The following is a 25980-nucleotide window of genomic DNA, read 5'->3' as shown; positions in this document are numbered from 1 at the left end:
TTAATTTATTTTGTTGGATAATTTTAATTCTTCGCAATATACAAAACCGGTATACTTTAGCCCCTTCAAAAAAACCATAATTTACCACAGAATCCATGATATAACGATCAAGTTATCAACTATAACGTTATAGATTAAAGTTTATATCAAAAAGAACCAAAAGCTACTTAAGCTACTGTTATATTATGCTGTGATTTTTGTTTTTTTAATATTCTCGATAAATTGATCAAACAAGTAGATTGAATCATTAGGTCCCGGGCTAGCCTCTGGATGGTATTGTACAGAAAAACAGTTCTTATTTTTCATTTTGATTCCTGCAACTGTATCATCATTAAGGTGCACATGAGTTATTTCTACATCAGGATGTTTTTCTGTTTCTTCTCTATGTATTGCGAAACCATGATTCTGAGAAGTGATTTCTCCTTTGCCTGTAATCAGATTTTTAACCGGATGATTTATTCCTCTATGCCCATTATGCATTTTATAGGTGCTTATCCCATTAGCTAATGCTATCACCTGATGCCCTAAACAGATACCAAATAGTGGTAAATCTTTTTCAAGAATTTCTTTTGCTGTCGCAATCGCCTGAGTTAACGGTTCTGGATCACCAGGGCCATTAGAAAGGAAATATCCATCTGGTTCCCATCCACTCATTTCTTCGAATGTAGCATTATACGGGAATACTTTTACATATGCATCCCGGCTTGTTAGGTTACGTAGTATATTTTTCTTTATTCCTATATCTAAAGCTGAAATTTTATAAGTAGCATTAGGGTCACCTACAAAATAAGGTTTTGTAGTAGAAACTTTTGAAGCTAGCTCTAAACCATTCATATCAGGAACTGCAGCTAATTCTTTTTTTAGTTTATCTACATCATCAACCTCTGTAGAGATCACAGCATTCATTGCCCCATTATCTCTAATATAACTCACTAATGCTCTTGTATCTACATCAGAAATTGCTAATAGATTATGTTTTTCTAAAAATTCTTGCAAAGAACTATCGGCCTTATCCCGAGAATATTCGTAACTAAAATTTTTAACAATCAAACCTGCAATTTTAATAGAGTCTGATTCTATTTCGTTTTCATTGGTTCCGTAATTACCAATATGCGCATTGGTAGCTACCATTAACTGCCCATAATACGAGGGATCTGTAAAAATTTCCTGGTAGCCTGTCATACCAGTATTAAAACACACTTCGCCAAAAGCGCTACCTTCTCTTCCCACAGCTTTGCCATGAAAAATTGTACCATCTGCTAATAAAAGAATTGCTTTTTTTCGAGATTGATATTTCATTTGTTATATCTATTATTTTTAATGGTCTGACAAAATTGGCACAGTATTCATTTTGATTAGTTATTATGCCTATTCTGTCATTTTCAACTTTATTTGACTATAAAATTTCTGCTTTAACAGAAATCAACCTTTTTTAGAATTATTCAAAAAAAAAGGATAAACGACGAACGTTTATCCTTTAATATTATGTGCGATTCGCATTTTTCATTTATTCTTCTTCAGAGCTAGTATTTTCTGTCGCTGGTGCTACAGGAGCGGCTGTGGCCTTTTTCCCTTTACCACCTCTTCTTCTAGCTTTCTTCTTAGCAGGCTTACCAGCATTATATAGCTCATTGTAATCTACTAATTCGATCATAGCCATATCTGCATTATCTCCAAGACGATTACCAAGTTTTATAATTCTTGTATATCCACCTGGTCTATCTCCTACTTTAGCAGCAATATCTCTAAATAATTCTGTTACTGCATATTTATTACGCAATCTACTGAAAACGATACGACGATTATGTGTAGTATCCTCTTTAGATTTTGTCACTAATGGCTCTACAAACTGCTTAAGCGCTTTTGCTTTTGCAACTGTAGTATTGATTCTTTTGTGCTCAATTAGGGAACAAGCCATATTAGCAAGCATTGCTTTACGATGTGCTGTTTTTCTTCCTAAGTGATTTACTTTTTTTCCGTGTCTCATGACATTTTAATTTAATCATCATCTTGCTCAATCCGCCTCGTGCAGAGAGCAAATTATGATGAGTTAGTCTTTATCTAATTTGTATTTTGAAAGATCCATACCGAAGTTAAGTCCTTTAACATTCACTAATTCTTCAAGTTCTGTTAAAGATTTCTTACCAAAGTTACGGAACTTCATTAAGTCGTTTTTATTGTAAGATACCAAATCTCCTAAAGTATCCACCTCTGCAGCTTTTAAACAGTTAAGTGCACGTACAGAAAGATCCATATCGATCAATTTAGTTTTTAACAACTGTCTCATGTGAAGTGATTCTTCATCATAAGTTTCTGTTTGTGCAATTTCATCAGCTTCTAATGTAATACGCTCATCAGAGAATAGCATGAAGTGATGGATTAATATTTTAGCTGCTTCGGTTAATGCATCTTTTGGATGAATAGATCCGTCTGTTACAATTTCGAAAACTAATTTTTCGTAATCTGTTTTTTGCTCTACACGATAGTTCTCAATGCTATACTTAACATTTTTGATTGGAGTGTAAATAGAATCTGTAAAGATGGTCCCAATAGGAGCGTTAGCTTTCTTATTTTCTTCAGCAGGAACATAACCTCTACCTTTTTCGATAGTAATTTCTAGGTTAAGTGCTACTTTTTTATCCATATTACAGATTACAAGATCAGGATTTAACACCTGGAATCCAGAAATAAATTTCTGAAAATCACCAGCAGTTAATTGCTCTTGACCCGAGATAGAAATTGTTACAGATTCATTATCTATATCTTCTATTTGACGTTTAAAACGTACTTGCTTAAGATTTAAGATAATCTCGGTAACATCTTCTACTACTCCAGAGATCGTAGAGAACTCATGATCTACACCTTCTATTCTAAGAGAAGTTATAGCGAATCCCTCTAAAGAAGATAGCAAAACTCTTCGTAAAGCGTTACCAACTGTTAATCCATACCCTGGTTCTAATGGTCTAAATTCAAATTTACCATCGAACTCAGTAGAGTCGATCATGATAACTTTATCGGGCTTCTGAAAATTTAATATTGCCATGTTATTGTTTCTTCTTAGAGTTATTACTTAGAGTATAATTCGACGATGAATTGTTCGTTAATGTTTTCCGGAATTTGAATTCTTGCCGGAACAGATACAAAAGTACCTTCTTTAGTATCATTATTAAACGTAATCCACTCATATACTTTACTATTATTAGCTAATGAGTTTTGAATTACTTCTAATGATTTTGATTTTTCTCTTACTCCAACAACATCTCCTGCTTTTAATTGATATGAAGGGATGTTAACTTGTTGTCCGTTAACAGTTATGTGTCTGTGAGAAACTAATTGTCTTGCTCCTCTACGAGAATTTGCTAATCCCATTCTGAATACTACATTATCCAAACGAGACTCACAAAGTTGAAGTAATACCTCACCAGTAATTCCTTGAGCACGTGTTGCTTTTTCGAACATGTTACGGAACTGACGCTCTAATACTCCATACGTATATTTTGCTTTTTGCTTTTCCATTAACTGAATAGCATACTCACTTTTCTTTCCTCTACGTCTGTTATTTCCGTGTTGTCCCGGTGGGTAATTTCTTTTTTCGAATGACTTATCGTCTCCGAAGATCGCTTCGCCAAATTTACGAGCGATTTTAGTTTTTGGACCAGTATATCTTGCCATTATTAATAATTTAGTTACTTAGGGTGATTATGAATTAAGGTCTCTGTCCTTCGATAATCAATATTCCTAATTTAGATTTACTTATTGTTATTTATATACAAAAAGATCCCGAAGTTAAAATTCGGGATAAAATTTATACTCTACGTCTTTTAGGAGGACGACATCCGTTGTGCGGCATTGGAGTAACATCAATAATTTCTGAAACTTCAATACCAGAATTATGAAGAGAACGTATTGCAGATTCTCTACCATTACCAGGACCTTTAACATATACTTTCACCTTCTTAAGTCCAGCTTCGATAGCTACTTTAGAAGCATCTTCTGCAGCTAACTGAGCAGCATAAGGAGTGTTCTTTTTAGAACCTCTAAAACCCATTTTACCAGCAGAAGACCAAGAAATAACGTCTCCCTTTTTATTTGTTAACGAAATAATTATGTTGTTAAAAGAAGCTGTTACGTGTGCTTCTCCTACAGATTCAACAATTACTTTACGTTTTTTTGAAGTTGACTTTGCCATACTACTTATTATTTAGTTGCTTTTTTCTTATTAGCAACTGTTTTTCTTCTTCCTTTACGTGTTCTAGAATTGTTCTTAGTGCGTTGCCCTCTAAGTGGTAAACCAGCTCTATGACGGATACCTCTATAACATCCAATATCCATAAGACGTTTGATGTTTAACTGTACCTCAGAACGTAATTCTCCTTCAATGGTATAGGCTCCAACAGCTTCACGGATACGACCAATTTGGTCATCATCCCAATCTGAAACTTTTACACTTTCATCTACTTTGGCAGTTTCTAAAATTTCTTTAGCTCTACTTCTACCAATTCCGAAGATATAGGTTAATGCTATAACTCCTCGCTTTTGTTTAGGTATATCTACCCCTGCAATTCTTGCCATAATTACCCTTGTCTTTGTTTAAATCTAGGATTCTTTTTATTAATTACGTAAAGTCGGCCTTTTCTACGCACAATCTTGCACTCGGCACTTCTCTTTTTTATTGATGCTCTAACTTTCATCTCTTTGTTTTTAGTTTCCAAAACATACAAATTTATCTTTTGGAAGATATCAGTAACAAGATTTTTCGGCCTGCAAAATTACACAAAAAATCTTAATTTACAATATTCTTTAATTATTTAGTATCTATATGTTATACGAGCCTTAGTTAAATCATAAGGACTCATTTCTAACTTTACCTTATCTCCTGGTAATAATTTGATGTAATGCATACGCATCTTACCAGATATATGAGCTGTCACTACGTGACCATTTTCTAGTTCTACACGAAACATTGCATTTGATAATGCTTCGATGATACTTCCGTCTTGTTCTATTGCCGGTTGTTTTGCCATTATGCTACTGCTTTACGGTTTTTACCAGTTTTCATTAATCCATCGTAATGTCTATTTAACAAGTATGAATTAACCTGTTGCATTGTATCGATAGCTACACCTACCATAATTAGTAGAGATGTTCCTCCGAAAAACAATGCCCAACCTTGTTGTACATTCAACAATTTAACTGCTATCGCAGGAAATACTGCAATTAGCGCCAAGAATATTGATCCTGGCAATGTGATTTGAGACATGATCTTATCTAAATACTCTGATGTTTCACTTCCTGGGCGAATACCAGGAATAAAACCACCACTACGTTTCAAATCATCTGCCATTTTATTTGTTGGCACCGTGATAGCTGTGTAAAAATATGTAAATATGATAATCAATACTGCAAACAAAACATTATACCAAAACCCAAAAATATCGCTAAATGCTGCAGCAATACCTTGAGAGGTTTCTGAATCTGACAAACCAGCTACAGCGGCAGGCACAAACATAATTGCCTGAGCAAAAATGATAGGCATTACCCCTGAAGCGTTTAATTTTAAAGGTATATACTGACGAGATCCAAAAACATTCTTCTCGTATCCTCCTCCAGCTGTTCTTCTAGCATATTGAACAGGTATTTGACGTACCGCCATCACCAACAATACTGATGCTAATATAATTACAAACCAGATAACCAGTTCTATCAATACCATAATCATTCCTCCTCCATCTCCAGAAGTTCTTGATGCAAAGTTTTGCACAAATGATTGTGGCAGCGTAGCAATAATACCAACCATAATTAAAAGAGAGATACCATTACCTATACCTTTATCTGTAATTTTTTCACCTAACCACATGGCAAAAATACAACCAGTAGATATAATGATTACAGAAGACACAACAAAAACTGTTTGATTAGGAATCACAAAAGCTTCTGCCGGAAGTGTTGCAAACAGGTTGTATATATATCCGGGTCCTTGAACCAAAGTAATAGCAATAGTTAACCAACGTGTAATTTGGTTAATCTTTTTCCTACCACTTTCTCCTTCTTTTTGTAGTTTTTGTAAATAAGGAATAGCTATTCCCATTAACTGCACTACAATTGAGGCTGATATATATGGCATAATACCTAATGCAAATACTGAAGCGTTAGCAAAAGCTCCTCCTGTAAACGCGTTAAGTAATCCCAACAAACCATCTTGAGTTTGTGTTCCCAGGTTTGCTAATTCTGAAGCATCTATTCCCGGAAGTACTATTTGCGCCCCAAATCGATATACTAAAAGTAATCCTAGCGTAACTAAGATTCTATTCTTTAGTTCTTCGATTTTCCAAATGTTTTTTATTGTGTCAATAAATTTCATGAATTGTCTATTATAAGGTTACTGCTTCACCACCTGCTGCTTCTATAGCAGCTTTTGCAGTGGCTGTAAATTTGTGAGCTGAAACTTTTAATTTTGCTTTCAGTTCACCTCTTCCCAATATTTTAACCAAATCATTTTTCCCCGCCAAACGTGTAGTTAAAATCACATCCAGATCAACAGTATCTTTAATTTTACCATCATCTACTAATTTTTGTAGTGTGTCTAAATTAATCCCTTGATACTCTTTTCTGTTGATGTTTTTAAAACCAAATTTTGGCACACGTCTTTGAAGTGGCATTTGCCCACCTTCAAATCCTATCTTTTTAGAATATCCAGAACGTGATTTTGCTCCTTTATGTCCACGAGTAGCAGTTCCTCCCTTTCCAGAACCTTGTCCACGACCTACTCGCTTGCTATTATTTTTTACCGAACCTGCAGCAGGTTTTAAGTTACTTAAATCCATGTGCTTTTATTATTTTGTTTCTATTGAAACTAAATGTTTAACTTTATTTACCATCCCAAGGATATTAGGAGTATCTTCATGCTCCACAACCTGGCCGATCTTTTTAAGACCTAGAGCCTCTAGGGTTCTCTTCTGTCTCTGAGTACGGTTAATCGCACTTTTTACTTTAGTAATTTTAATCTTTGCCATCGTTCCTGAATTTATCCTTTAAACACTTTTTCTAGTGAAACTCCACGTTGAGCTGCTACTTGTTGCGCACTACGCAATTGTAACAAAGCATCAAACGTTGCTTTCACCACATTGTGTGGGTTAGACGATCCTTGGTTTTTAGAAAGTACATCATGTACCCCTACAGATTCTAATACTGCACGAATTGCTCCACCAGCTATTACCCCGGTACCTGTAGCAGCAGGTAAGAGTAAAACTCTTGCACCACCATACTTACCTTTTTGTTCGTGAGGTAATGTACCTTTATGTAATGGAATGCGAACCAAATTCTTTTTTGCATCTTCTACTGCCTTAGCGATAGCTTCTGCTACCTCTTTAGACTTACCTAAACCGTGACCTACAACACCATTTTCGTCACCTACAACAACTATTGCCGAGAAACCAAATGCTCTACCACCTTTAGTTACCTTAGTTACACGTTGCACACCAACTAAACGATCTTTAAGTTCAAGCCCGCTTGGTTTTACTAATTCTGCGTTTTTATATTTTTGATACATATTTTCTTAGAATTTAAGTCCTGCTTCTCTAGCACCGTCTGCTAATGATTTTACTCTACCGTGATACAAATACCCTCCTCTATCAAAGGATACGGTTTCTACACCAGCTTTCTTAGCTTTTTCAGCAAGTGCTTTTCCTACCAAGTTTGCTTTTTCAATCTTAGTTCCTTTTGCTGAAGCAATGTCTTTATCTCTTGAAGAAGCAGCACTGATTGTTTTACCAGTTACATCATCTATGACCTGAGCATAGATTTCTTTATTACTTCTAAAAACAGATAATCTAGGACGTTGTTCTGTACCGCTTACATTACCGCGGATACGCTTTCTTATCTTTAATCTTCTTGAATCTTTTGAGAATGCCATAACGTTAGTTATTATGCAGATTTACCTGCTTTTCTTCTTAATTGTTCTCCTACGAATTTGATCCCCTTCCCTTTATAAGGTTCTGGTTTACGGAAGCCTCTAATTTTAGCTGCTATCTGACCCACCAATTGCTTATCATGAGAAGTTAATTTTACGATAGGGTTCTTACCTTTTTCTGAAATAGTTTCGACTTTAACTTCTGGTGCTACGTCTAAAACTATATTATGAGAGAATCCCAAAGCCAAATCTAATTTCTGACCTTGATTAGAAGCTCTATAACCAACTCCTACTAATTCTAACTCTTTAGTAAACCCTTCAGAAACACCTACTACCATATTGTTAATCAAAGAACGATATAAACCATGCTTTGCTTTATGATCTTTGGCTTCGCTAGGTCTTTCTAGAACTACCTGACCTTCTTCGACTTTTACATCGACACTATCGATTTCCTGAGAAAGCTCTCCTAATTTTCCTTTAACAGTAACAACATTACCTGTCACTTCAACAGTGACACCAGACGGAATAGTTACTGGATTTTTTCCTATTCTTGACATTTCTTTTGTCTTTTATACTGTTAATATACGTAGCAAAGTACCTCACCACCTACATTCTCTTGCTTTGCACGTTTACCGGTCATTACACCATGAGAAGTAGAAACTATTGCAATACCTAATCCGTTAAGAATTCTTGGGATATCATTAGACCCTGCATACTTACGTAACCCAGGCTTACTGATTCTTTGTAATTCTTTAATAACTGGTTCTTTAGTTATTTTATCGTATTTAAGTGCTATTTTAATAGTACCTTGTGTTGTATTATCTTCAAATTTATAACTTAAAATATATCCTTGATCGAATAATATCTTAGTGATCTCTTTTTTAACCTTCGATGCAGGAATCTCAACTACTCTGTGTTGAGCACTATTTGCATTACGAATTCTGGTTAAATAATCTGCTATAGGATCTGTATTCATTGTTTATTATTTATGGTTTTGGTTTTCAATATTTTTAATCGAACCTTAAACCAATTAATTTACTTTGTTATTACCAACTAGCTTTTGTTACTCCCGGAATTAATCCTTTGTTCGCCATCTCTCTGAACGTTACACGAGAAATTCCAAACTGACGCATATACCCTTTTGGTCTTCCTGTTAACTTGCAACGATTATGCTTACGAATTGGCGAAGCATTTTTAGGCAACTTCTGTAATGCTTCATAATCTCCAGCTTCTTTCAAAGCTTTACGTTTTTCAGCATACTTTGCTACAGTTTTTGCTCTCTTCACCTCACGGGCTTTCATTGATTCTTTAGCCATAATTAATTCTTTTTAAAAGGTAATCCTAGTTCGGTTAACAATGATTTTGCTTCTTTATCGGTTTTTGCCGAAGTTTCGAAAGTAATGTTCATTCCTGAAATCTTATTTACTTTATCGATATCAATCTCAGGGAAAATAATCTGCTCAAGAACACCTAATGAGTAATTACCTCTACCATCAAAACCTGTAGCTTTAATTCCGTTAAAATCTCTAACACGTGGTAAAGCTGAAGTAATAAGACGATCTAAAAATTCATACATTCTTTCTCCTCTTAACGTAACTTTTGCACCAATTGGCATTCCTTTACGTAATTTGAAAGAAGCAACATCCTTTTTAGAAATCGTTGCTATAGCTTTCTGACCTGTTATATTTGTTAATTCGTCTACTGCATAGTCGATTAACTTTTTATCAGCTACTGCTGCGCCAACACCTCTACTTAAAACTATTTTTTTAAGTTTTGGTACTTGCATTACATTATCATAGCTGAATTCTTCTGTAAGAGCTGACACTACTCTGTCTTTGTACTCTTGTTTTAATCTTGGGATATAAGCCATAACTATATTACTTCATTAGATTTTTTAGAAAATCTCACTTTCTTATCTCCTTCTATTCTATACCCAACTCTTGTTGTTTCACCTTTAGCGGTTAACAATGATAAGTTAGAAATATGAATAGGTGCTTCTTGCTTTACAATACCTCCTTGTGGGTTTGTAGCACTAGGCTTCTGGTGTTTTGACACTAAGTTCACACCTTCTACAATCGCCTTGTTCTTATCCTTCAATACTTTCTGTACGGTTCCTTCTTGACCTTTGTTGTCTCCAGCAATAACTCGTACTGTATCTCCTGACTTTATTTTTAGCTTTGTCATCTTCACAAATGTTTTAAAGCACTTCTGGCGCTAGTGAAACAATCTTCATGAATTGCTTATCACGAAGTTCTCTTGCTACCGGACCAAAAACACGTGTTCCTCTCATCTCTCCTGTTGGAGTTAACAAAACACATGCGTTATCATCAAAACGGATATAAGAACCGTCTGGTCTACGCACTTCTTTTTTGGTACGAACTACAACTGCAGTTGAAACTGCTCCTTTTTTAATGTTTCCATTTGGAGTTGCTTCTTTTACACTGACAACTATTTTGTCTCCTACAGAGGCGTATCTTCTTTTTGTACCACCTAAAACACGAATGACTAAAACTTCTTTTCCACCTGTGTTATCGGCTACTTTTAATCTAGACTCTTGTTGTACCATAATTACTTCGCTCTTTCAATTACTTCTACTAATCTCCAGCATTTGGTTTTACTCATAGGTCTTGTTTCCATGATCTTTACAGTATCACCAATATTGCAGTCGTTTTTCTCGTCGTGTGCAACGTATTTTTTCGTTTTTAACACGAATTTTCCGTACATAGGATGTTTTACCTTTTTAACTTCAGAAACCACAATAGATTTCTGCATTTTGTTACTAGTAACAACTCCTATACGCTCTTTTCTTAAATTTCTTTTTTCCATCTTTCAGCAGAATTAACCGTTTAATTCTCTTTTTGTTAGCTCTGTAGCCATTCTCGCAATAGATCTTCTTACTTTACGTAATTGTAAAGGATTTTCTAATGGAGACATAGCGTGAGCCATTCTTAAATCTGAATACGCTTTTTGAGATTTACCAAGTTCCTCTTGTAATTCAGCTGTAGATAATTCTTTTACTTCTGATTGTTTCATAATCCTCAAATATTAAGCTTGATAATCTCTAGCTACTATAAACTTAGTTTTTACAGGAAGTTTCTGAGCTGCCAAACGTAAAGCTTCTTTAGCTACGTCATAAGGCACTCCACTTATTTCAAATAATATTCTTCCTGGTTTTACTACTGCTGCCCAATACTCAACAGCACCTTTTCCTTTACCCATACGTACTTCAAGAGGTTTCTTAGTTATAGGTTTGTCTGGGAAAATTTTAATCCACAGAGAACCTTCTCTTTTCATATAACGAGTAGCAGAAATACGAGCTGCTTCTATTTGTCTAGCAGTAACAAAACTTGAATCTAATGATTTGATTCCGAAAGTACCGTTAGAAAGTGTATGTCCTCTTTGAGAAAGACCTTTCATACGTCCTTTTTGTTGCTTACGGAATTTTGTTCTTTTAGGCTGTAACATTGTTAATTTACTTTAAAAAATTACTTTCTACGACGTGATTTGTTATTACCTCCACTTCGTCCACCTCTGTCACCTTTTCCTTGTTTTTTGGATAAACCAACCAAAGGAGAAAGCTCTCTTTTACCATATACTTCGCCTTTCATAATCCATACTTTAACACCCAATCTACCATAAGTAGTGTGTGATTCTACCAAAGCATAATCTATGTCAGCTCTAAATGTTGATAAAGGAATACGACCTTCTTTATAAGACTCTGTACGTGCCATTTCTGCCCCGTTCAAACGTCCTGAAATCTGGATTTTGATACCCTCTGCATTCATTCTCATTGCTGCCGCGATAGCCATTTTAATAGCACGACGGTATGAGATACGGCTTTCGATCTGTCTTGCAACACTCGATCCTACCAAAAATGCATCAAGTTCTGGTCTTTTAATTTCAAAAATATTGATCTGAACTTCCTTTTCAGTAATTTTCTTAAGCTCTTCTTTTAACTTGTCTACCTCTTGACCACCTTTTCCGATAATAATACCAGGTCTGGCAGTAGTGATAGTAACGGTTACAAGTTTAAGCGTACGCTCAATAATTACTCTAGATACACTAGCTTTTGATAAACGTGCGTGTACATACTTTCTAATCTTATCGTCTTCGGCAAGTTTATCACCGTAGTCATTACCTCCATACCAGTTAGATTCCCATCCTCTGATAATACCAAGGCGATTTCCGATTGGATTTGTCTTCTGTCCCATAGTTTATATTAGCTTTGTGTATTATTGTTTGCTGCAACCACTATTGTTACGTGATTAGAGCGTTTTCTTATTCTGTGTGCACGACCCTGTGGAGCAGGACGAAGTCTTTTTAACATACTTCCTCCATCTACACGAATCTCTTTAATAAAAAGATCTGCATCTTCGATGCTAGCGTCTTCATTTTTCGCCTGCCAGTTTGCTATTGCCGAAAGCAATAACTTTTCTAAACGACGTGATGCTTCTTTAGGGTTAAATCTAAGAATATGAAGCGCCTTTTCAACTTTTACACCACGAACTAAATCTGCTACTAAACGCATCTTACGAGGTGACGTAGGGCAGTTATTAAGCTTAGCAAAAGCGATTTGCTTTTTCTCTTCCTTAATTCTTTCTGCCATTTCTCTTTTACGAACTCCCATGACTTAAATTATTTTTTACCTTTATTTTTAGCACCAGCGTGTCCTCTAAAAGAACGTGTTGGCGAAAATTCTCCTAATTTATGACCTACCATATTCTCGGTAATATATACCGGTACAAACTGGCGACCATTATGAACTGCAATTGTTTGCCCTACAAAGTCAGGAGTAATCATAGATGCTCTAGACCAAGTCTTAATAACAGACTTTTTATTAGCTTCTACATTTGCAGCTACTTTTTTCTCTAACTTATAGTGAACGTAAGGTCCTTTTTTTAATGAACGTGCCATATCTTATTATTTCTTTCTACGTTCTACAATATACTTATTACTCGCTTTCGTCTTAGAACGGGTTCTAAATCCTTTTGCAGGAAGACCTTTTCTAGAACGTGGGTGACCTCCAGAAGAGCGTCCTTCTCCACCACCCATTGGGTGATCAACAGGGTTCATCGCTACTGGTCTTGTACGAGGACGACGACCTAACCATCTTGTTCTACCAGCTTTACCTCCTACGATCAATTGATGATCACTATTAGATATAGCACCTATAGTAGCCATACAGTTAACTAGTATCATTCTCACTTCACCAGAAGGTAATTTTACTGTAGCAAACTTACCATCTCTAGCCATAAGCTGAGCAAATGATCCAGCACTACGTGCCATAACAGCACCTTGACCCGGACGTAATTCTATACAAGAAATGATTGTACCTAATGGTATATCACTAAGCGGCATAGCATTACCGATCTCTGGAGCAACATTGCTACCAGAAACGACATTCTGACCTACCTGTAAACCATTTTGAGCGATAACATAGCGCTTCTCACCATCTTGGTAATTTAGCAACGCTATAAATGCAGTTCTGTTTGGATCGTACTCTATTGTCGCAACGGTAGCAGGAATTCCTTGCTTATCACGTTTAAAATCAATGATACGATACCTTCTTTTATGACCACCACCTTTGTAGCGCATAGTCATTTTTCCTTGACTGTTTCTACCTCCAGATCTTTTTTTCGGAGCCAATAGGCTTTTTTCCGGCTTATCAGTAGTGATGGCGTCAAATCCATTTACTACTCTAAAACGCTGACCTGGGGTAATTGGCTTTAATTTTCTTACTGACATTTTCTAGTCTTAAAGATTACTATATAAATCAATTACTTCACCTTCCGCCACCTGTACAATTGCTTTTTTATAAGCACTTGTTTTACCAGTGACCATACCTGTTTTTGTATAACGGGTATTACGATCTGGACGGACATTTATTGTTCGAACTTTAGTAACAGATACACCATAAGCAGCTTCAACTGCTTTTTTGATCTCTACCTTATTCGCTTTCTTATCTACTACAAAACCATAGCGGTTAAACACTTCACTATCTGTAGTAGCCTTTTCTGTAATAATAGGTTTTATTAAGATACTCATGGCTTCTATTTACTTAAATTCGTTTCAATTCCTTTCAAAGAACTTTCCAAAAGCACAACATTATTTGCATTAAGTATTTTATAAGTACTTAATTCTGAGGAAGTTATAACTTCTGAACTTTTCAAATTGCGTGACGACAAATATACATTTTTATTCGACTCAGCCAACACAAACAAAGATTTTTTGTTTTCAAGTCCTAAAGACTTTAAAACCGCAGTAAAATTCTTAGTTTTTACAGTATCAAAAGTAAAGTCTTCAATCACTGTTATTGCTTTGTCATTTGCCTTAATACTTAACGCAGATCTACGTGCTAATCTCTTTAAGTTTTTATTTAATTTAAAAGAGTAGCTACGTGGTCTAGGGCCAAAAATTCTACCTCCACCTTTAAATATAGGAGATTTTATACTACCAGCTCTCGCGGTACCTGTCCCTTTTTGCTTTTTTATCTTTCTAGTACTACCTGCAATCTCTGCACGTTCCTTAGCCTTATGAGTACCTTGACGTTGATTAGCCAAGTATTGCTTCACATCTAAGTATACAGCATGATCATTTGGCTCTATACCAAAAACAGCATCAGAAAGGTCTGCCTTTCTTCCTGTTTCTTTTCCGTTTATATCAATTACCGCTACTTTCATTACTTCTGAATAGTTACATAAGCGTTTTTATGTCCAGGAACACATCCTTTAACAACAAGTATATTCTTTTCAGGAACTACTTTTAACACTCTTAAGTTTTGAACTTTTACTTTTTCTCCACCCATTCTACCTGCCATTTTCATTCCTTTGAAAACTCTTGCAGGATATGATGCAGCACCAATAGAACCAGGAGCTCTTAAACGGTTATGCTGACCATGAGTTGCTTGACCAACACCACCAAAATTGTGTCTCTTTACCACCCCTTGAAAACCTTTTCCTTTTGAGGTTGCTGACACATCAACAAATTCTCCTTCGGCAAAGTGTTCAACAGTTACTGTATCTCCTAATTTGTACTCCTCATCAAAACCTTTGAATTCGACAACTTTACGCTTAGCAACAGTTCCTGCTTTCTTAAAGTGACCTAGTGCCGCTTTAGTAGCATTTTTGTCCGCTTTGTCATCGAAACCTAGCTGAACAGCTTCATAACCGTCAACTTCTTCAGTTCTGACTTGGGTAACCACACATGGTCCAGCTTCGATTACTGTACATGGAATATTCTTTCCATTTTCATCGAAGATGCTGGTCATGCCGATCTTTTTTCCTATTAACCCAGACATATTTAATTATTTATTAATGATTTACTTATTCTATATTGAAATTACTTTCAATTCTTTTACTCCTTTGCAAAAAAACAGGGTCAAAACACGTTCAACCCTGAATGTATTTTTTTTGCCGTTTTTCCCTCGCATACAGCTTGGGACATTTTATCGTAAGGTGCACTTACGAAACCAAAGTTCTATCACACTTTGATTTCAACCTCTACTCCACTTGGTAATTCCAACTTCATTAACGCATCAATCGTTTTTGAAGAAGAGCTATAAATATCCAAAAGTCTTTTATAAGAACTTAATTGAAATTGCTCTCTGGATTTTTTGTTTACGTGTGGAGAACGAAGCACCGTAAAAATTTTCTTATGTGTTGGCAAAGGAATTGGCCCAGTTACTACAGCTCCTGTACTCTTTACCGTCTTTACGATTTTCTCTGCAGACTTATCTACCAAGTTATGATCGTAAGATTTTAGTTTTATTCTGATTTTTTGACTCATTTCTGTAATAATTAAGCGTTAACTCCTTTTGCAGCTGCAATTACTTCTTCAGAGATATTAGAAGGGGTTTCAGCATAGTGAGAAAATTCCATTGTTGATGTTGCTCTACCAGATGACAATGTTCTTAATGTTGTTACATATCCAAACATTTCAGAAAGTGGAACGGTTGCTTTTACAGTTTTTGCTCCTGCACGATCACCCATATCACTTACTTGCCCTCTACGACGATTAAGATCACCAACGATATCACCCATATTTTCTTCTGGAGTAATAACTTCTAGCTTCATGATCGGCTCCATAATTACAGCTTTAGCAGCTTTAGCAGCATTTTTAAAACCTAATTTAGCAGCCAATTCGAAAGATAGTTGATCAGAATCCACATCATGATAAGAACCATCACTAAGTGTTACTTTCATAGCATCAACTTCATATCCAGCTAATGGCCCGTTAGTCATAGCCATCTTAAATCCTTTTTCAATAGAAGGAATAAATTCTTTAGGAACATTACCTCCTTTGATTGTAGACTCAAATTCAAGTCCAACTTTTCCTTCTTCTGCAGGTTCAAGTGTAAATACAATATCTGCAAATTTACCACGACCACCAGATTGCTTTTTGTACACCTCTCTGTGTTCTGCTCTTTGTGTAATTGCTTCTTTATACTCTACTTGTGGCTGACCTTGATTTACTTCAACCTTGAATTCACGTCTTAAACGGTCAACAATAATATCTAAGTGAAGCTCACCCATTCCAGAAATAATTGTCTGTCCTGAAGCTTCATCTGTTCTAACTGTAAATGTTGGATCTTCTTCTGCCAGTTTAGCCAAAGCCAAACCTAATTTATCAACATCTGCTTTAGTCTTAGGCTCAACTGCAATACCAATTACCGGATCAGGAAAATCCATAGATTCTAAAACAATAGGGTTCTTTTCATCAGACATAGTATCACCAGTCTTGATATCCTTAAATCCTACTGCCGCTCCTATATCTCCTGCTTCGATATACTCAATTGCATTTTGCTTATTAGAGTGCATTTGATAAATACGAGAAATACGTTCTTTTTTACCTGAACGGTTATTCAAAATATATGATCCAGCATCTAAACGACCAGAGTATGCTCTAAAGAATGCTAAACGTCCTACAAAAGGATCTGTAGCAATCTTAAACGCTAAAGCAGAAAATGGTTCTTTCACATCTGGCTTACGTAATTCTTCCTTATCAGTATTAGGGTTTATACCCACAATACCTTCTTTATCTGTTGGAGAAGGCAAATAACGACATACAGCATCTAAAAGAAACTGCACTCCTTTATTTTTAAATGCAGATCCACAAATCATAGGAATAATAGACATATCCATTACAGCAGCTCTAAGTGCAGCGTGCACTTCTTCTTCTGTAATTGAATCTTCATCTTCCATAAATTTCTCTAAAAGATTTTCATCATAAGCAGCAACCTCTTCAATAAGTTTACCTCTTAATTCTGCAGCTTCAGCCTTTAATTCTTCTGGAATATCAATAACATCAAATGTAGAACCTTGTGTTTCATCATGCCATACAATTGCACGGTTTTTCACTAAGTCTACAATACCTTTAAAATCTGCTTCATCACCAATATTCATTACAATTGGCACAGCATTAGACCCTAACATATCCTTAACTTGCTGACAAACTGCCATAAAGTTAGACCCCTGACGATCCATTTTATTTACAAAACCAATTCTTGGTACTTTATAATTATCAGCAAGTCTCCAGTTTGTTTCTGATTGAGGCTCTACACCATCAACAGCACTAAATAAGAATACCAACCCATCTAATACTCTTAAAGAACGGTTTACCTCTACAGTAAAATCAACGTGACCTGGAGTATCAATTATATTAAAATGATATCCTTTAGTATCAGCTACTGGTTTACCATTTTCTGTTGGAAAATTCCACTCACATGTTGTAGCAGCAGAAGTAATCGTGATACCACGCTCTTGCTCTTGCTCCATCCAATCCATAGTAGCTGCACCATCATGCACCTCACCAATTTTATGACTCACCCCAGTATAATAAAGAATACGTTCGGTGGTTGTAGTTTTCCCTGCGTCAATATGCGCAGCAATTCCTATATTTCTAGTATATTTTAAATCTCTAGCCATTTCTTAACGATTAAAATCTAAAGTGAGAGAATGCTTTATTTGCTTCAGCCATTTTATGAGTATCTACTCTTTTCTTAACAGCAGCTCCTTCTTCTTTTTCTGCAGCTATAATTTCTGCAGCAAGTTTCTGAGCCATAGATTTCTCATTTCTTTTACGTGAAAATTGAATCAACCACTTCATAGCGGTAGATATTTTACGATCTGGTCTGATTGGATTAGGAATCTGAAAAGTAGCTCCTCCTACACGACGGCTTCGCACCTCTACGTGTGGCATTACATTAGATAAAGCATCTTTCCAAATTTCTAAAGACGTTTTTTCGTCATTTTGTTTTTTCTCTTCTACGATATCAATTGCATCATAGAATATTTTGAAAGCTGTCGATTTCTTTCCATCCCACATCATCATGTTCACAAAACGTGTAACTAATTGATCGTTAAAACGTGGATCCGGCAAAATCGGTCTTTTTTTAGCCTTTCTTTTTCTCATGTCTTCTTCTTAAAGTTTTTTTGATTACTTCTTAGGGCGTTTAGCACCATACTTAGATCTACGTTGTGTTCTTCCTTCTACACCTGCGGTGTCTAAAGCTCCACGAACAATGTGATATCTAACTCCTGGTAAATCTTTTACCCTTCCACCTCTAACTAATACTATCGAGTGCTCCTGGAGGTTATGACCTTCACCACCGATGTACGCATTTACTTCTTTACCATTCGTTAACCTAACACGAGCTACTTTACGCATAGCTGAATTTGGTTTTTTTGGTGTAGTAGTATAAACACGTGTACAAACACCGCGGCGTTGCGGGCACGAATCCAAAGCAGCCGATTTACTCTTCTTAGTTATTTTGGCTCTACCTTTTCTTACTAATTGTGAAATTGTTGGCATAATTTGCTTTACACTATTATTAAAATTTAAAAAATATCCCTTTTAAAGGGCTGCAAAGGTAGAAATATTTTCGAGCAAATCAAATCCTAAGAGATTAATTTTTATTCCTTTATATATATCACCCGAAATAAACAAGGCATAACAGTAATGTTTCCAAAATAAACTGCAACAAAAACTTTCATCTTAACTTAAATACGAGACAAAGATAATACTGTAATTATAACACCTTAATATATACACATCTTATATAATTTTAAAACAATTACATTTTAAACCACTAACACCTTTAATCACAATACCATCCCCTATCAAAAAAACTTGCGAACAGCAACATACCCTCTTGTACATCATATTATATCCTTTATATATGTATCACAAATAATCAAATCTAAAAACTTAACAGTATATACAAACAAAATAACACCTATTATTATATGTTATCATGTTCTCAAAACTTCTTAATCAAAAGAACACCTTCTACCAAAGCACCTATGATATTATAACATCAAGAATTTCATCTACTAAGAATCTGATGATTTTTCAAATATTCAAAACAAGAACATTCATCTTTTCAGGATCACACAAACCTAATATCTATTTATTTCAACACATCCATCATCATAAAATAAAGACTAGGAAAGCTTTTTTACATAAAGTAAGAACTACTGTCAGAAAGCTCTTATATTTTTATATCATTATTTAAACAAGCCATAAATCTAGAGAAGTCCACATCAACACTTTGCCACAAACAATCAAAGAAGTTGTTCATTATGTGATACTTAATAATAATAAAGGCATAAAAAATCTTACAAACACCTTACATCCCTCCTACAACAACACCTTACGATTTCGGACTCATCATAATAGCTACAATTTAAATTTTAATAACAAAAAGTTGTTTTATAAAGATATTATTATGATTTTTGGAACTGGCTAATTCAAATAAATTGTAAAATGAGAACAAAGTTTAGTGGAATTCTAACGCTATTACTAGCGTTTGTTGTGCAATTCACTTTTGCACAGGAAAAAACAATTTCAGGAACTGTGACCGATGATAAAGGGTTACCTCTTCCTGGGGTTAATGTTGTTGTAAAAAATACAGCAAGTGGTACTCAAACCGATTTTGATGGGAACTATTCCCTTCAGGCGAATCGGGGAGGAGTGCTTTCTTTCAGTTATGTCGGATTCGACACGAAAGAAGTAGTAATTGGGGACGGTAACTCAATTAATGTTCAATTATCTGCTTCTGCTTCAGAGCTAGAAGAAGTTATTGTAACTGCAAGAGGTATTAAGGCTAAACCAAGGTCTTTAAGTTATGCCATTGCTACAGTAGCAGATGATGAAATTGAAAACACTGGAGAGGTTAACTTAGTAAGTTCCTTAACAGCGAAAGCTCCTGGGGTTTCAGTTGTTTCATCTTCTGGTTCTGTTGGTGCATCTGCGAACATAAGAATTCGGGGTAACACTTCTATATTAAGAAGTAATTCACCTCTTTTTATTGTTGATGGGGTACCTATTGACAACTCGAGTATTGGAAATAATACTGGAGGTGCTGATAACTCTAACAGAGCAATTGATATCAACCAAAATGATATCGAAAGCATTTCTATCCTTAAAGGTATTGCTGCGCAAACCTTATATGGTTTAAGAGCTGCAAATGGTGTTGTTATCATTACCACCAAAAAAGGTAAAAGTGGTGCTCCAACGGTATCTATTAATTCATCCGTACAGGTAAGTGAAATTACTCAAGTTCCAGATTTACAACGAGAATTTGCTCAAGGTGTTAACGGAAACTATTTTGGACCAGAAACCCAAGCAGGGTCAAGTTGGGGACCAAGAGTTTCTACCCTTGAATATGATGGAGATTCAACTTATCCATACCATAGATTTGGTAGATTAGTACCTGCAGGGACAGGAAATGGACGTGCTGCAGAGACATATGACCATTATGATTTTTTCGTTAAAGGTTTATTAACAGATTTAAATGCATCTGTACGTGGTGGTACCGAAACTGTAAGATATTACTTATCTGCGGGTAAACTAGATCAAACAGGAGTTGCTCCAACTGAACAATTTGCAAAAAAATCTTTTAGAGCAGATATAACAGCAGATCTTTCTGATAAGTTTGAAATCTCTGCAAGTGGTGCTTTTGTAAACTCTGGTGGACGAAGAGTACAAAGAGGTTCAAATATTTCAGGTATTATGCTTGGTTTATTAAGAACTACTCCTACTTTTGATAATGGTAATGGCTTAAAAGGTAGAGAAGGTGTGGATGAACGTACAGTTTACGAATTACCTGACGGAACTCAAAGAAGTTATAGAGCAGGCGTATACGATAATCCATATTGGACCGTTGCAAAAAATCCGTCATTTGATGATGTTAATAGGTTTACCGGTAGGCTATCCTTTGAATATCGCCCAATGGATTGGTTAACTCTACAAGGTAGATATGCTTATGACAGATATAGTGATGTGAGAAAAAATTCTCGAGATATATTTTCTGCAGGCACTCGTGCAGGTAGAGTGATTGATGATAATATCTTTAATGAAGATATTACAACTAACTTTATGGCATTATTTAATAAAGATATATCAGAATCTATCACATTTAATGGTTTAATTGGGTATGAAAACTATAGCAGTGATTACTTAAGAAGAACTACACAAGGAGATGGACTTACTATTCCTGGCTTTTTTGATATATCAAACACATCAAGTCAAATTAATACCAATGCTGTATTCAGAAAAAAACTAGATGCTGTTTTTGCAGATGTTAAATTTGGAATTAATGAAATGCTTTTCATCAATGGTTCGGTTAGAAATGACTGGTCTTCTACCCTTCCAACCAATGACAATGATTTCCTATCTTATAGTACAGGTCTAAGTTTTGTTTTTAGTGAGCTTTTTGAAAGTGAACTAGTAAACTATGGAAAATTAAGAGCATCCTATGGTAAAACTGGTAATGATGCACCGATTTATGCTACTAAAACTTTCTTTGAACCTGGAATAGCTGGAGGTGATGGTTTTATATTTGGGGGAAACAATAACTTCCCTGCATTTGGAGTAGTTGCATTAGAACGAGATAATAGTTCTGGAAGTAATCAGATTCGACCAGAAGAAACTACAGAATTGGAATTTGGTGGAGAAATAAAATTCTTCAACTCAAGAATAGGATTAGATATTACTTACTACGACAAAGAAACAACTGGTCAAGTATTCCCAGTTGACGCAGCTCCATCTTCAGGTTTTAATGGTCGTAATACTAATGCTGGTAAAATAGAAAATAATGGTATTGAAATCGGTGCAAACTTTGTACCTGTTCGTACTGATGATTTCTCTTGGAATATTGATGTAAACTGGACTACTTATGAGTCAAAAGTTGTTGAACTTGCCCCTGGAGTTGAGTCATTTACTTTAGCTGGATTTACCTCAGTCTCTTCCAGAGTACTTCCTGGAGAATCTTATGGAGCAATATATGGCGGAAGATATTCTAGAGATAATAATAATAATATTTTAATTGATGATAACGGTTTCCCAATTGTAGATGCAGAATCTGGGATTATCGGAGATCCAATTCCTGATTGGCAAATGGGTATTAGAAATACTGTTTCCTACAAAAATCTTTCTTTAGGTTTCTTATTTGACATTAAAGAAGGAGGAGATATGTGGTGTGGTACCTGTGGTATTTTAGATTTCTTTGGAGTTTCTCAAAAAACTGGTGATCAAAGGGAGATTACTAACTTCGTATATGATGGAGTGGTACAATCTACAGGACAACGAAACACGCAACAAGTTGCTTTAGCAGATAACTCTACAGGTGTCAATGTATGGACTAGAAATGGCTTCGGAGGTATAGGTGAAGATAGCGTTTTTGATACATCATGGGTTCGTTTAAGAGAAGCTTCTTTAACTTATACTTTTGGTGAAAAACTATTAAACAGTACTCCTCTTTCTTCTGGTTCTATTACTATATCAGGAAGAAACTTATGGTTAAACACGGATTACCCAGGAGTTGACCCTGAAACTAACCTTACAGGAGATTCTAATGGTATTGGTTTAGATTATTTTAATCAGCCTAATACTAGAAGTTATGCTGTTTCACTTAAACTTAATTTCTAAAAAAAGCAAAAATGAAAAGAATATATAAAATAAATAAGACTTTTATTCTCTTGATAGCATCGGTTACGATGTTGCTATCATGTGAATATGGCACTACTGATGAAGATCCGACTAGACCAGTTGAAGAAATTGTGCCCATCAAAGCAATTATGCCAGTTATGCAAGCTCAGTCACATAGAAATATTACAGCTGGTTTAGGTCGTTTGGCAGGTATTGTTACCCAGCAATGGAATGGTATTGATGCTCAACAAGAAGGATACACTCGCTATGTAATTGATGAAAATGATATAAGTAATTTTTGGGATGGAGGTATTTATACAGGTTCAATGAGAGACTGTGCAACAATTATAGAAAAAACTACTGACACAAAAGGTGTTAACAGTAGAGGTGTTGCAAAAATATATTTAGCTGCAAATATAGGAATGGTTACGAATTGTTGGGGTGATGCTCCTTTTTCTGAAGCATTTCAAGGAGAAGAAAATTTGTTTCCTAAGTATGATTCCCAAGAATCAATATATGCTGATATCATAAGAATATTAGATGAAGCCATAGTTGATTTAACCGCTACTGATGAATTAAGTATCCAAGGAAGCTTGGTAGCACTTGATAATGATGGATGGATTAAAGTAGCCAATGCCCTAAAAGCACGTTATTTGATTCAGCTTACAAAAAGAGATCCGCAAGCTTCTACCAAAGCATTAGCTGCCATAACAAGTGCTATGAGCAGCAATGGAGAGCAAGCTCAATTCCCATTTGGAACTACTCAAAATGAAGGAAACCCATTAGCGTCGTTTGGTATCCTAAGACCAAAGACTATGGGGATTGACCCTCATTTTGATACTTTAATGACTGGAGATCCTAGATATAATTTATATATAAACTCTTCTGGGGCGGTTCCTTTGTTTGACGGAAATGAAGATCTTTTTTGGGCTCAATATAGCTCTCCTGGTTTACTAATTACTTATGCAGAGCAAAAGTTTATTGAAGCTGAAGCTCTTGAGCGTACAGGTGGAGATGGTACAGCTGCATTAGTAGCTGCTGTAACTGCAAACATGGAGTTTATAGGTGTACCTGCAGCTGATATTGCAACATATACTGGTGCATTAGCATTAGGAGGTACTCTTGATGCAGATATCGAGACTATTATTGTTGAAAAATATAAAGCTCTTTATGGTAACACTCCTATTGAAGTATGGAATGATTATAGAAGAACTGGATACCCTACTTTAACTCCTAACGCGAATGGAGCTAATGGTCTTAATCCTTCTGGTGTAGTTCCAAGACGTTGGTTATACCCTATTTCTGAAAGAGTTTCTAATCCAGATTCCTTTCAAGCTGCTATTTCTGCACAAGGAGGTCATCTAATGGATGTTGATATTTGGGCTTTTAAAAACTAATTTCCAAATAATAACAAAAATCGAAAGAGGCTATCCATTGGATAGCCTCTTTTTGTTTGTCGAAAAATCACAGTCATACTAATAAACTTCCAAAACAAGTCCCCCTCTCCTTCTCTTATCCAACCAATATTTTTTACATATGTAAAATTTCTTTATTTCCAAAAAAATAAAGCAGATTCATAAAGTACACAATCAAGATTATCTTTCATGACCAGCATAAACTCTTTTCAAAAAAAAGAATAGCAATCATTCATAGTATTTATACAAACAAGGCCGGCTTATAAAAAGTCGGCTTTGTTTATTCTCTGCAGTATTTTAAATCAAATAATAAATCAATTATTTGATCAAATTACGCAATCATATAGAAGCAGGCAGTCTATAAGACAAATACTTTAAATAAATAACTCTAATTAAAAATTAAGTTAAATGAAAACATTAACAAAAAACATACTTATTGCTTTATTTATCAGATCAATACTATCTTGTTCAAACGATGATGATCGAGGGGTTACGGGGGTATCTGCTGGAGTAGCTGTTAAACTGGTTGATACTGAAATAACAGTATTTGACATTAACAAAGACCTAAAAATTGACATAAATAGCTTTACCAATGCCCAGGTTACTAATCTTGATGTATATAAAGGGGCAACTAAAATTGCAGATGCTGTGATTTCGGGTAACACGGCTACTTTTAACTCTTCGTCACTATTACCATTTGTTTTTCCCGGTGAAGAAGAAGGAGAAACAGTTTCATCAGGAAGTTTCGATTTGGATTTAGCATACGATATTTCTGGAGGAAATATTCCTTCTGCAATAACTGCACAAAAACTATCGGTTGCCAAAGTTATTAATTTAACCGATAAGGTTTCTTCTATAAAATTTAAAGATAGTGCATCTACTAATTTGATCAAATATGTTACTTCTACCGCCGGAGCTAAAATTGATGATATTGTAGTCACCTGGAGAAAAGGAGAAACAGGAACAGAAACCGATATTTCTGCTGGCTTTGGTATTGATAAAGGAACAATTGATCTTAAAAACAAAGATTATATTACTTATGGTCTTACAAAAGGAGATGTACTTATTTATTCCTTTACTGTCTCTAGCGGAACTCTTACAGATAAAGTAGAAGCTAAAATTGAAATTACACCTCAACCATTTAACGGTGATATAAATGGAAATCTAAATAGTGATCTTACCAAAAATCAGATTGATATCTTAACTGGTTCTATTTCTAAAGATGATACTTTTGCAGGGGATATTGATTTTATCGGGCCGCAAGGGTTTGGGGCTATCAACAATACGGTTAATGGAGAGAATTACACTGTAGACATACAGTTTGTAAAGCTAGGAGGTACCGGTGCATCGTTTTATGACGCATACAATGACGTAGAACAAGCTAAAGTTGATTTTGATACAGGAATACCTTCTACATCTGTTCAAGTTATGAAAGACGAAATTTATGTGTACAAAATTGTTAGAAATATTGGAACCACAGATACCCCTATATTAAAAAATCATTATGGAGCTATTCTTGTGGGTGACATTACAGTGATAAATGCAGGAACAAATGTTGATATAGCTCTAAAGTTTAAAGAAAATAGTATCATAGACTAATTTTTTCTTTATTTATACATTATATAGAGGATGCGATCCTATTGATCGTATCCTTTTTTTGTATACAATTCCTAAAACTCATTTCTATTATACTATCTTTGGTCCCAATAAACAAGCTACAAACAATTA

General features: G+C 35.2%; 36 protein-coding genes. 3 read left to right on the top strand and 33 right to left on the bottom strand.

Annotated features, from left to right (window positions below):
* Nucleotides 1–183: 183 nt before the first annotated feature.
* The 33 genes from carA to rpsL form a co-directional block, all read right to left on the bottom strand.
* Nucleotides 184–1299 carry a glutamine-hydrolyzing carbamoyl-phosphate synthase small subunit gene (carA, locus tag ATO12_RS16655; protein WP_034243878.1) on the bottom strand — a complete coding sequence of 372 codons (1116 nt, stop codon included), beginning with the start codon at nucleotides 1297–1299 and terminating at the stop codon, nucleotides 184–186.
* Between the two features lie 208 nt (nucleotides 1300–1507).
* Nucleotides 1508–1987, bottom strand: coding sequence for a 50S ribosomal protein L17 (gene rplQ / locus ATO12_RS16650; RefSeq protein ID WP_034243872.1), 480 nt, complete (start codon nucleotides 1985–1987; stop codon nucleotides 1508–1510).
* 63 nt (nucleotides 1988–2050) lie between these two features.
* Nucleotides 2051–3043, bottom strand: a complete 993-nt coding sequence (locus ATO12_RS16645) for a DNA-directed RNA polymerase subunit alpha (RefSeq protein ID WP_024770856.1) — start codon at nucleotides 3041–3043, stop codon at nucleotides 2051–2053.
* 23 nt (nucleotides 3044–3066) lie between these two features.
* A complete protein-coding gene (gene rpsD, locus ATO12_RS16640; protein WP_025666465.1) occupies nucleotides 3067–3672 on the bottom strand; it encodes a 30S ribosomal protein S4 in 606 nt (201 codons plus the stop codon).
* A 133-nt stretch (nucleotides 3673–3805) separates the two neighbouring features.
* Nucleotides 3806–4189: a 30S ribosomal protein S11 gene (gene rpsK, locus ATO12_RS16635; protein ID WP_025666464.1), complete on the bottom strand. Its 384-nt coding sequence runs from the start codon at nucleotides 4187–4189 to the stop codon at nucleotides 3806–3808.
* A gap of 8 nt (nucleotides 4190–4197) precedes the next feature.
* Nucleotides 4198–4572 carry a 30S ribosomal protein S13 gene (rpsM, locus tag ATO12_RS16630; protein ID WP_025666463.1) on the bottom strand — a complete coding sequence of 125 codons (375 nt, stop codon included), beginning with the start codon at nucleotides 4570–4572 and terminating at the stop codon, nucleotides 4198–4200.
* 2 nt (nucleotides 4573–4574) lie between these two features.
* Nucleotides 4575–4691 carry a type B 50S ribosomal protein L36 gene (gene ykgO / locus ATO12_RS25370; RefSeq protein ID WP_013621733.1) on the bottom strand — a complete coding sequence of 39 codons (117 nt, stop codon included), beginning with the start codon at nucleotides 4689–4691 and terminating at the stop codon, nucleotides 4575–4577.
* A 117-nt stretch (nucleotides 4692–4808) separates the two neighbouring features.
* Nucleotides 4809–5024, bottom strand: coding sequence for a translation initiation factor IF-1 (gene infA, locus ATO12_RS16625; RefSeq protein ID WP_008613577.1), 216 nt, complete (start codon nucleotides 5022–5024; stop codon nucleotides 4809–4811).
* Entirely contained in the window at nucleotides 5024–6361 is a 1338-nt protein-coding gene (gene secY, locus ATO12_RS16620; protein WP_025666462.1) for a preprotein translocase subunit SecY, read from the bottom strand. The genes infA and secY overlap by 1 nt, the downstream gene beginning before the upstream one ends.
* A gap of 10 nt (nucleotides 6362–6371) precedes the next feature.
* Nucleotides 6372–6824, bottom strand: a complete 453-nt coding sequence (gene rplO, locus ATO12_RS16615; protein WP_025666461.1) for a 50S ribosomal protein L15 — start codon at nucleotides 6822–6824, stop codon at nucleotides 6372–6374.
* Between the two features lie 9 nt (nucleotides 6825–6833).
* Nucleotides 6834–7013, bottom strand: a complete 180-nt coding sequence (gene rpmD / locus ATO12_RS16610; RefSeq protein ID WP_024770862.1) for a 50S ribosomal protein L30 — start codon at nucleotides 7011–7013, stop codon at nucleotides 6834–6836.
* An 11-nt stretch (nucleotides 7014–7024) separates the two neighbouring features.
* Nucleotides 7025–7549: a 30S ribosomal protein S5 gene (rpsE, locus tag ATO12_RS16605; RefSeq protein WP_034243868.1), complete on the bottom strand. Its 525-nt coding sequence runs from the start codon at nucleotides 7547–7549 to the stop codon at nucleotides 7025–7027.
* 6 nt (nucleotides 7550–7555) lie between these two features.
* A complete protein-coding gene (gene rplR, locus ATO12_RS16600; protein WP_034243866.1) occupies nucleotides 7556–7912 on the bottom strand; it encodes a 50S ribosomal protein L18 in 357 nt (118 codons plus the stop codon).
* 11 nt (nucleotides 7913–7923) lie between these two features.
* On the bottom strand, nucleotides 7924–8466 hold the full coding sequence (gene rplF / locus ATO12_RS16595) for a 50S ribosomal protein L6 (RefSeq protein WP_034243865.1): 543 nt from the start codon (nucleotides 8464–8466) through the stop codon (nucleotides 7924–7926).
* Nucleotides 8467–8486: 20 nt separating this feature from the next.
* Entirely contained in the window at nucleotides 8487–8885 is a 399-nt protein-coding gene (gene rpsH / locus ATO12_RS16590) for a 30S ribosomal protein S8 (protein ID WP_034243864.1), read from the bottom strand.
* A gap of 70 nt (nucleotides 8886–8955) precedes the next feature.
* Complete coding sequence (gene rpsN / locus ATO12_RS16585; RefSeq protein WP_025666456.1) at nucleotides 8956–9225, bottom strand: 30S ribosomal protein S14; 270 nt, start codon at nucleotides 9223–9225, stop codon at nucleotides 8956–8958.
* Nucleotides 9226–9227: 2 nt separating this feature from the next.
* Nucleotides 9228–9779: a 50S ribosomal protein L5 gene (gene rplE / locus ATO12_RS16580; RefSeq protein ID WP_025666455.1), complete on the bottom strand. Its 552-nt coding sequence runs from the start codon at nucleotides 9777–9779 to the stop codon at nucleotides 9228–9230.
* Between the two features lie 2 nt (nucleotides 9780–9781).
* Nucleotides 9782–10093 (bottom strand): 50S ribosomal protein L24, encoded by a 312-nt coding sequence (rplX, locus tag ATO12_RS16575; RefSeq protein WP_034243863.1) that lies wholly within the window; start codon nucleotides 10091–10093, stop codon nucleotides 9782–9784.
* Nucleotides 10094–10106: 13 nt separating this feature from the next.
* A complete protein-coding gene (gene rplN / locus ATO12_RS16570) occupies nucleotides 10107–10475 on the bottom strand; it encodes a 50S ribosomal protein L14 (protein ID WP_024770870.1) in 369 nt (122 codons plus the stop codon).
* Nucleotides 10476–10477: 2 nt separating this feature from the next.
* On the bottom strand, nucleotides 10478–10735 hold the full coding sequence (rpsQ, locus tag ATO12_RS16565) for a 30S ribosomal protein S17 (protein WP_034243856.1): 258 nt from the start codon (nucleotides 10733–10735) through the stop codon (nucleotides 10478–10480).
* A gap of 12 nt (nucleotides 10736–10747) precedes the next feature.
* On the bottom strand, nucleotides 10748–10942 hold the full coding sequence (gene rpmC, locus ATO12_RS16560; RefSeq protein ID WP_025666452.1) for a 50S ribosomal protein L29: 195 nt from the start codon (nucleotides 10940–10942) through the stop codon (nucleotides 10748–10750).
* 12 nt (nucleotides 10943–10954) lie between these two features.
* On the bottom strand, nucleotides 10955–11374 hold the full coding sequence (gene rplP / locus ATO12_RS16555) for a 50S ribosomal protein L16 (RefSeq protein ID WP_025666451.1): 420 nt from the start codon (nucleotides 11372–11374) through the stop codon (nucleotides 10955–10957).
* A gap of 20 nt (nucleotides 11375–11394) precedes the next feature.
* Nucleotides 11395–12120 (bottom strand): 30S ribosomal protein S3, encoded by a 726-nt coding sequence (gene rpsC / locus ATO12_RS16550; RefSeq protein ID WP_025666450.1) that lies wholly within the window; start codon nucleotides 12118–12120, stop codon nucleotides 11395–11397.
* Nucleotides 12121–12128: 8 nt separating this feature from the next.
* A complete protein-coding gene (rplV, locus tag ATO12_RS16545; RefSeq protein ID WP_034243853.1) occupies nucleotides 12129–12536 on the bottom strand; it encodes a 50S ribosomal protein L22 in 408 nt (135 codons plus the stop codon).
* Between the two features lie 8 nt (nucleotides 12537–12544).
* Nucleotides 12545–12823 (bottom strand): 30S ribosomal protein S19, encoded by a 279-nt coding sequence (gene rpsS / locus ATO12_RS16540; RefSeq protein ID WP_024770876.1) that lies wholly within the window; start codon nucleotides 12821–12823, stop codon nucleotides 12545–12547.
* A 6-nt stretch (nucleotides 12824–12829) separates the two neighbouring features.
* Nucleotides 12830–13654, bottom strand: coding sequence for a 50S ribosomal protein L2 (gene rplB, locus ATO12_RS16535; protein ID WP_025666449.1), 825 nt, complete (start codon nucleotides 13652–13654; stop codon nucleotides 12830–12832).
* Between the two features lie 9 nt (nucleotides 13655–13663).
* Nucleotides 13664–13954, bottom strand: coding sequence for a 50S ribosomal protein L23 (rplW, locus tag ATO12_RS16530; protein ID WP_034243850.1), 291 nt, complete (start codon nucleotides 13952–13954; stop codon nucleotides 13664–13666).
* A 5-nt stretch (nucleotides 13955–13959) separates the two neighbouring features.
* Nucleotides 13960–14589 carry a 50S ribosomal protein L4 gene (gene rplD / locus ATO12_RS16525; RefSeq protein ID WP_034243847.1) on the bottom strand — a complete coding sequence of 210 codons (630 nt, stop codon included), beginning with the start codon at nucleotides 14587–14589 and terminating at the stop codon, nucleotides 13960–13962.
* Nucleotides 14589–15206, bottom strand: coding sequence for a 50S ribosomal protein L3 (rplC, locus tag ATO12_RS16520; RefSeq protein ID WP_034243844.1), 618 nt, complete (start codon nucleotides 15204–15206; stop codon nucleotides 14589–14591). Before rplC ends, rplD begins: the two co-directional genes overlap by 1 nt.
* Before the next feature lie 182 nt (nucleotides 15207–15388).
* A complete protein-coding gene (rpsJ, locus tag ATO12_RS16515) occupies nucleotides 15389–15694 on the bottom strand; it encodes a 30S ribosomal protein S10 (RefSeq protein ID WP_010181931.1) in 306 nt (101 codons plus the stop codon).
* Nucleotides 15695–15705: 11 nt separating this feature from the next.
* The gene (gene fusA / locus ATO12_RS16510) at nucleotides 15706–17832 is read right to left on the bottom strand and encodes an elongation factor G (protein WP_034243843.1); all 2127 of its coding nucleotides are present in this window, start codon (nucleotides 17830–17832) and stop codon (nucleotides 15706–15708) included.
* A gap of 10 nt (nucleotides 17833–17842) precedes the next feature.
* Nucleotides 17843–18319, bottom strand: a complete 477-nt coding sequence (rpsG, locus tag ATO12_RS16505; protein ID WP_024770882.1) for a 30S ribosomal protein S7 — start codon at nucleotides 18317–18319, stop codon at nucleotides 17843–17845.
* Between the two features lie 24 nt (nucleotides 18320–18343).
* Nucleotides 18344–18718: a 30S ribosomal protein S12 gene (gene rpsL / locus ATO12_RS16500; RefSeq protein ID WP_024770883.1), complete on the bottom strand. Its 375-nt coding sequence runs from the start codon at nucleotides 18716–18718 to the stop codon at nucleotides 18344–18346.
* 954 nt (nucleotides 18719–19672) lie between these two features.
* Here rpsL and ATO12_RS16495 point away from each other — a divergent pair.
* The 3 genes from ATO12_RS16495 (at nucleotide 19673) to ATO12_RS16485 (ending at nucleotide 25851) form a co-directional block, all read left to right on the top strand.
* A complete protein-coding gene (locus tag ATO12_RS16495; protein WP_034243842.1) occupies nucleotides 19673–22837 on the top strand; it encodes a SusC/RagA family TonB-linked outer membrane protein in 3165 nt (1054 codons plus the stop codon).
* 11 nt (nucleotides 22838–22848) lie between these two features.
* On the top strand, nucleotides 22849–24234 hold the full coding sequence (locus tag ATO12_RS16490) for a SusD/RagB family nutrient-binding outer membrane lipoprotein (protein WP_034243841.1): 1386 nt from the start codon (nucleotides 22849–22851) through the stop codon (nucleotides 24232–24234).
* Between the two features lie 426 nt (nucleotides 24235–24660).
* Nucleotides 24661–25851 carry a hypothetical protein gene (locus ATO12_RS16485; RefSeq protein ID WP_034243839.1) on the top strand — a complete coding sequence of 397 codons (1191 nt, stop codon included), beginning with the start codon at nucleotides 24661–24663 and terminating at the stop codon, nucleotides 25849–25851.
* Nucleotides 25852–25980: the final 129 nt, after the last annotated feature.

Origin of the sequence: Aquimarina atlantica, from assembly GCF_000626715.1 — a bacterium.
Lineage (GTDB): Bacteria > Bacteroidota > Bacteroidia > Flavobacteriales > Flavobacteriaceae > Aquimarina > Aquimarina atlantica.
This window is presented reverse-complemented; position numbering and strand designations above follow the sequence as displayed.

Excerpts from the sequence above, each read along its gene's own strand:
- carA (WP_034243878.1), bottom strand. The coding sequence starts at position 1,299 with ATGAAATATCAATCTCGAAAAAAAGCAATTCTTTTATTAGCAGATGGT.
- rplQ (WP_034243872.1), bottom strand. The coding sequence starts at position 1,987 with ATGAGACACGGAAAAAAAGTAAATCACTTAGGAAGAAAAACAGCACAT.
- ATO12_RS16645 (WP_024770856.1), bottom strand. The coding sequence starts at position 3,043 with ATGGCAATATTAAATTTTCAGAAGCCCGATAAAGTTATCATGATCGAC.
- rpsD (WP_025666465.1), bottom strand. The coding sequence starts at position 3,672 with ATGGCAAGATATACTGGTCCAAAAACTAAAATCGCTCGTAAATTTGGC.
- rpsK (WP_025666464.1), bottom strand. The coding sequence starts at position 4,189 with ATGGCAAAGTCAACTTCAAAAAAACGTAAAGTAATTGTTGAATCTGTA.
- rpsM (WP_025666463.1), bottom strand. The coding sequence starts at position 4,572 with ATGGCAAGAATTGCAGGGGTAGATATACCTAAACAAAAGCGAGGAGTT.
- ykgO (WP_013621733.1), bottom strand. The coding sequence starts at position 4,691 with ATGAAAGTTAGAGCATCAATAAAAAAGAGAAGTGCCGAGTGCAAGATT.
- infA (WP_008613577.1), bottom strand. The coding sequence starts at position 5,024 with ATGGCAAAACAACCGGCAATAGAACAAGACGGAAGTATCATCGAAGCA.
- secY (WP_025666462.1), bottom strand. The coding sequence starts at position 6,361 with ATGAAATTTATTGACACAATAAAAAACATTTGGAAAATCGAAGAACTA.
- rplO (WP_025666461.1), bottom strand. The coding sequence starts at position 6,824 with ATGGATTTAAGTAACTTAAAACCTGCTGCAGGTTCGGTAAAAAATAAT.
- rpmD (WP_024770862.1), bottom strand. The coding sequence starts at position 7,013 with ATGGCAAAGATTAAAATTACTAAAGTAAAAAGTGCGATTAACCGTACT.
- rpsE (WP_034243868.1), bottom strand. The coding sequence starts at position 7,549 with ATGTATCAAAAATATAAAAACGCAGAATTAGTAAAACCAAGCGGGCTT.
- rplR (WP_034243866.1), bottom strand. The coding sequence starts at position 7,912 with ATGGCATTCTCAAAAGATTCAAGAAGATTAAAGATAAGAAAGCGTATC.
- rplF (WP_034243865.1), bottom strand. The coding sequence starts at position 8,466 with ATGTCAAGAATAGGAAAAAATCCAGTAACTATTCCGTCTGGTGTCACT.
- rpsH (WP_034243864.1), bottom strand. The coding sequence starts at position 8,885 with ATGAATACAGATCCTATAGCAGATTATTTAACCAGAATTCGTAATGCA.
- rpsN (WP_025666456.1), bottom strand. The coding sequence starts at position 9,225 with ATGGCTAAAGAATCAATGAAAGCCCGTGAGGTGAAGAGAGCAAAAACT.
- rplE (WP_025666455.1), bottom strand. The coding sequence starts at position 9,779 with ATGGCTTATATCCCAAGATTAAAACAAGAGTACAAAGACAGAGTAGTG.
- rplX (WP_034243863.1), bottom strand. The coding sequence starts at position 10,093 with ATGACAAAGCTAAAAATAAAGTCAGGAGATACAGTACGAGTTATTGCT.
- rplN (WP_024770870.1), bottom strand. The coding sequence starts at position 10,475 with ATGGTACAACAAGAGTCTAGATTAAAAGTAGCCGATAACACAGGTGGA.
- rpsQ (WP_034243856.1), bottom strand. The coding sequence starts at position 10,735 with ATGGAAAAAAGAAATTTAAGAAAAGAGCGTATAGGAGTTGTTACTAGT.
- rpmC (WP_025666452.1), bottom strand. The coding sequence starts at position 10,942 with ATGAAACAATCAGAAGTAAAAGAATTATCTACAGCTGAATTACAAGAG.
- rplP (WP_025666451.1), bottom strand. The coding sequence starts at position 11,374 with ATGTTACAGCCTAAAAGAACAAAATTCCGTAAGCAACAAAAAGGACGT.
- rpsC (WP_025666450.1), bottom strand. The coding sequence starts at position 12,120 with ATGGGACAGAAGACAAATCCAATCGGAAATCGCCTTGGTATTATCAGA.
- rplV (WP_034243853.1), bottom strand. The coding sequence starts at position 12,536 with ATGGGAGTTCGTAAAAGAGAAATGGCAGAAAGAATTAAGGAAGAGAAA.
- rpsS (WP_024770876.1), bottom strand. The coding sequence starts at position 12,823 with ATGGCACGTTCATTAAAAAAAGGACCTTACGTTCACTATAAGTTAGAG.
- rplB (WP_025666449.1), bottom strand. The coding sequence starts at position 13,654 with ATGTCAGTAAGAAAATTAAAGCCAATTACCCCAGGTCAGCGTTTTAGA.
- rplW (WP_034243850.1), bottom strand. The coding sequence starts at position 13,954 with ATGAGTATCTTAATAAAACCTATTATTACAGAAAAGGCTACTACAGAT.
- rplD (WP_034243847.1), bottom strand. The coding sequence starts at position 14,589 with ATGAAAGTAGCGGTAATTGATATAAACGGAAAAGAAACAGGAAGAAAG.
- rplC (WP_034243844.1), bottom strand. The coding sequence starts at position 15,206 with ATGTCTGGGTTAATAGGAAAAAAGATCGGCATGACCAGCATCTTCGAT.
- rpsJ (WP_010181931.1), bottom strand. The coding sequence starts at position 15,694 with ATGAGTCAAAAAATCAGAATAAAACTAAAATCTTACGATCATAACTTG.
- fusA (WP_034243843.1), bottom strand. The coding sequence starts at position 17,832 with ATGGCTAGAGATTTAAAATATACTAGAAATATAGGAATTGCTGCGCAT.
- rpsG (WP_024770882.1), bottom strand. The coding sequence starts at position 18,319 with ATGAGAAAAAGAAAGGCTAAAAAAAGACCGATTTTGCCGGATCCACGT.
- rpsL (WP_024770883.1), bottom strand. The coding sequence starts at position 18,718 with ATGCCAACAATTTCACAATTAGTAAGAAAAGGTAGAGCCAAAATAACT.
- ATO12_RS16495 (WP_034243842.1), top strand. The coding sequence starts at position 19,673 with ATGAGAACAAAGTTTAGTGGAATTCTAACGCTATTACTAGCGTTTGTT.
- ATO12_RS16490 (WP_034243841.1), top strand. The coding sequence starts at position 22,849 with ATGAAAAGAATATATAAAATAAATAAGACTTTTATTCTCTTGATAGCA.
- ATO12_RS16485 (WP_034243839.1), top strand. The coding sequence starts at position 24,661 with ATGAAAACATTAACAAAAAACATACTTATTGCTTTATTTATCAGATCA.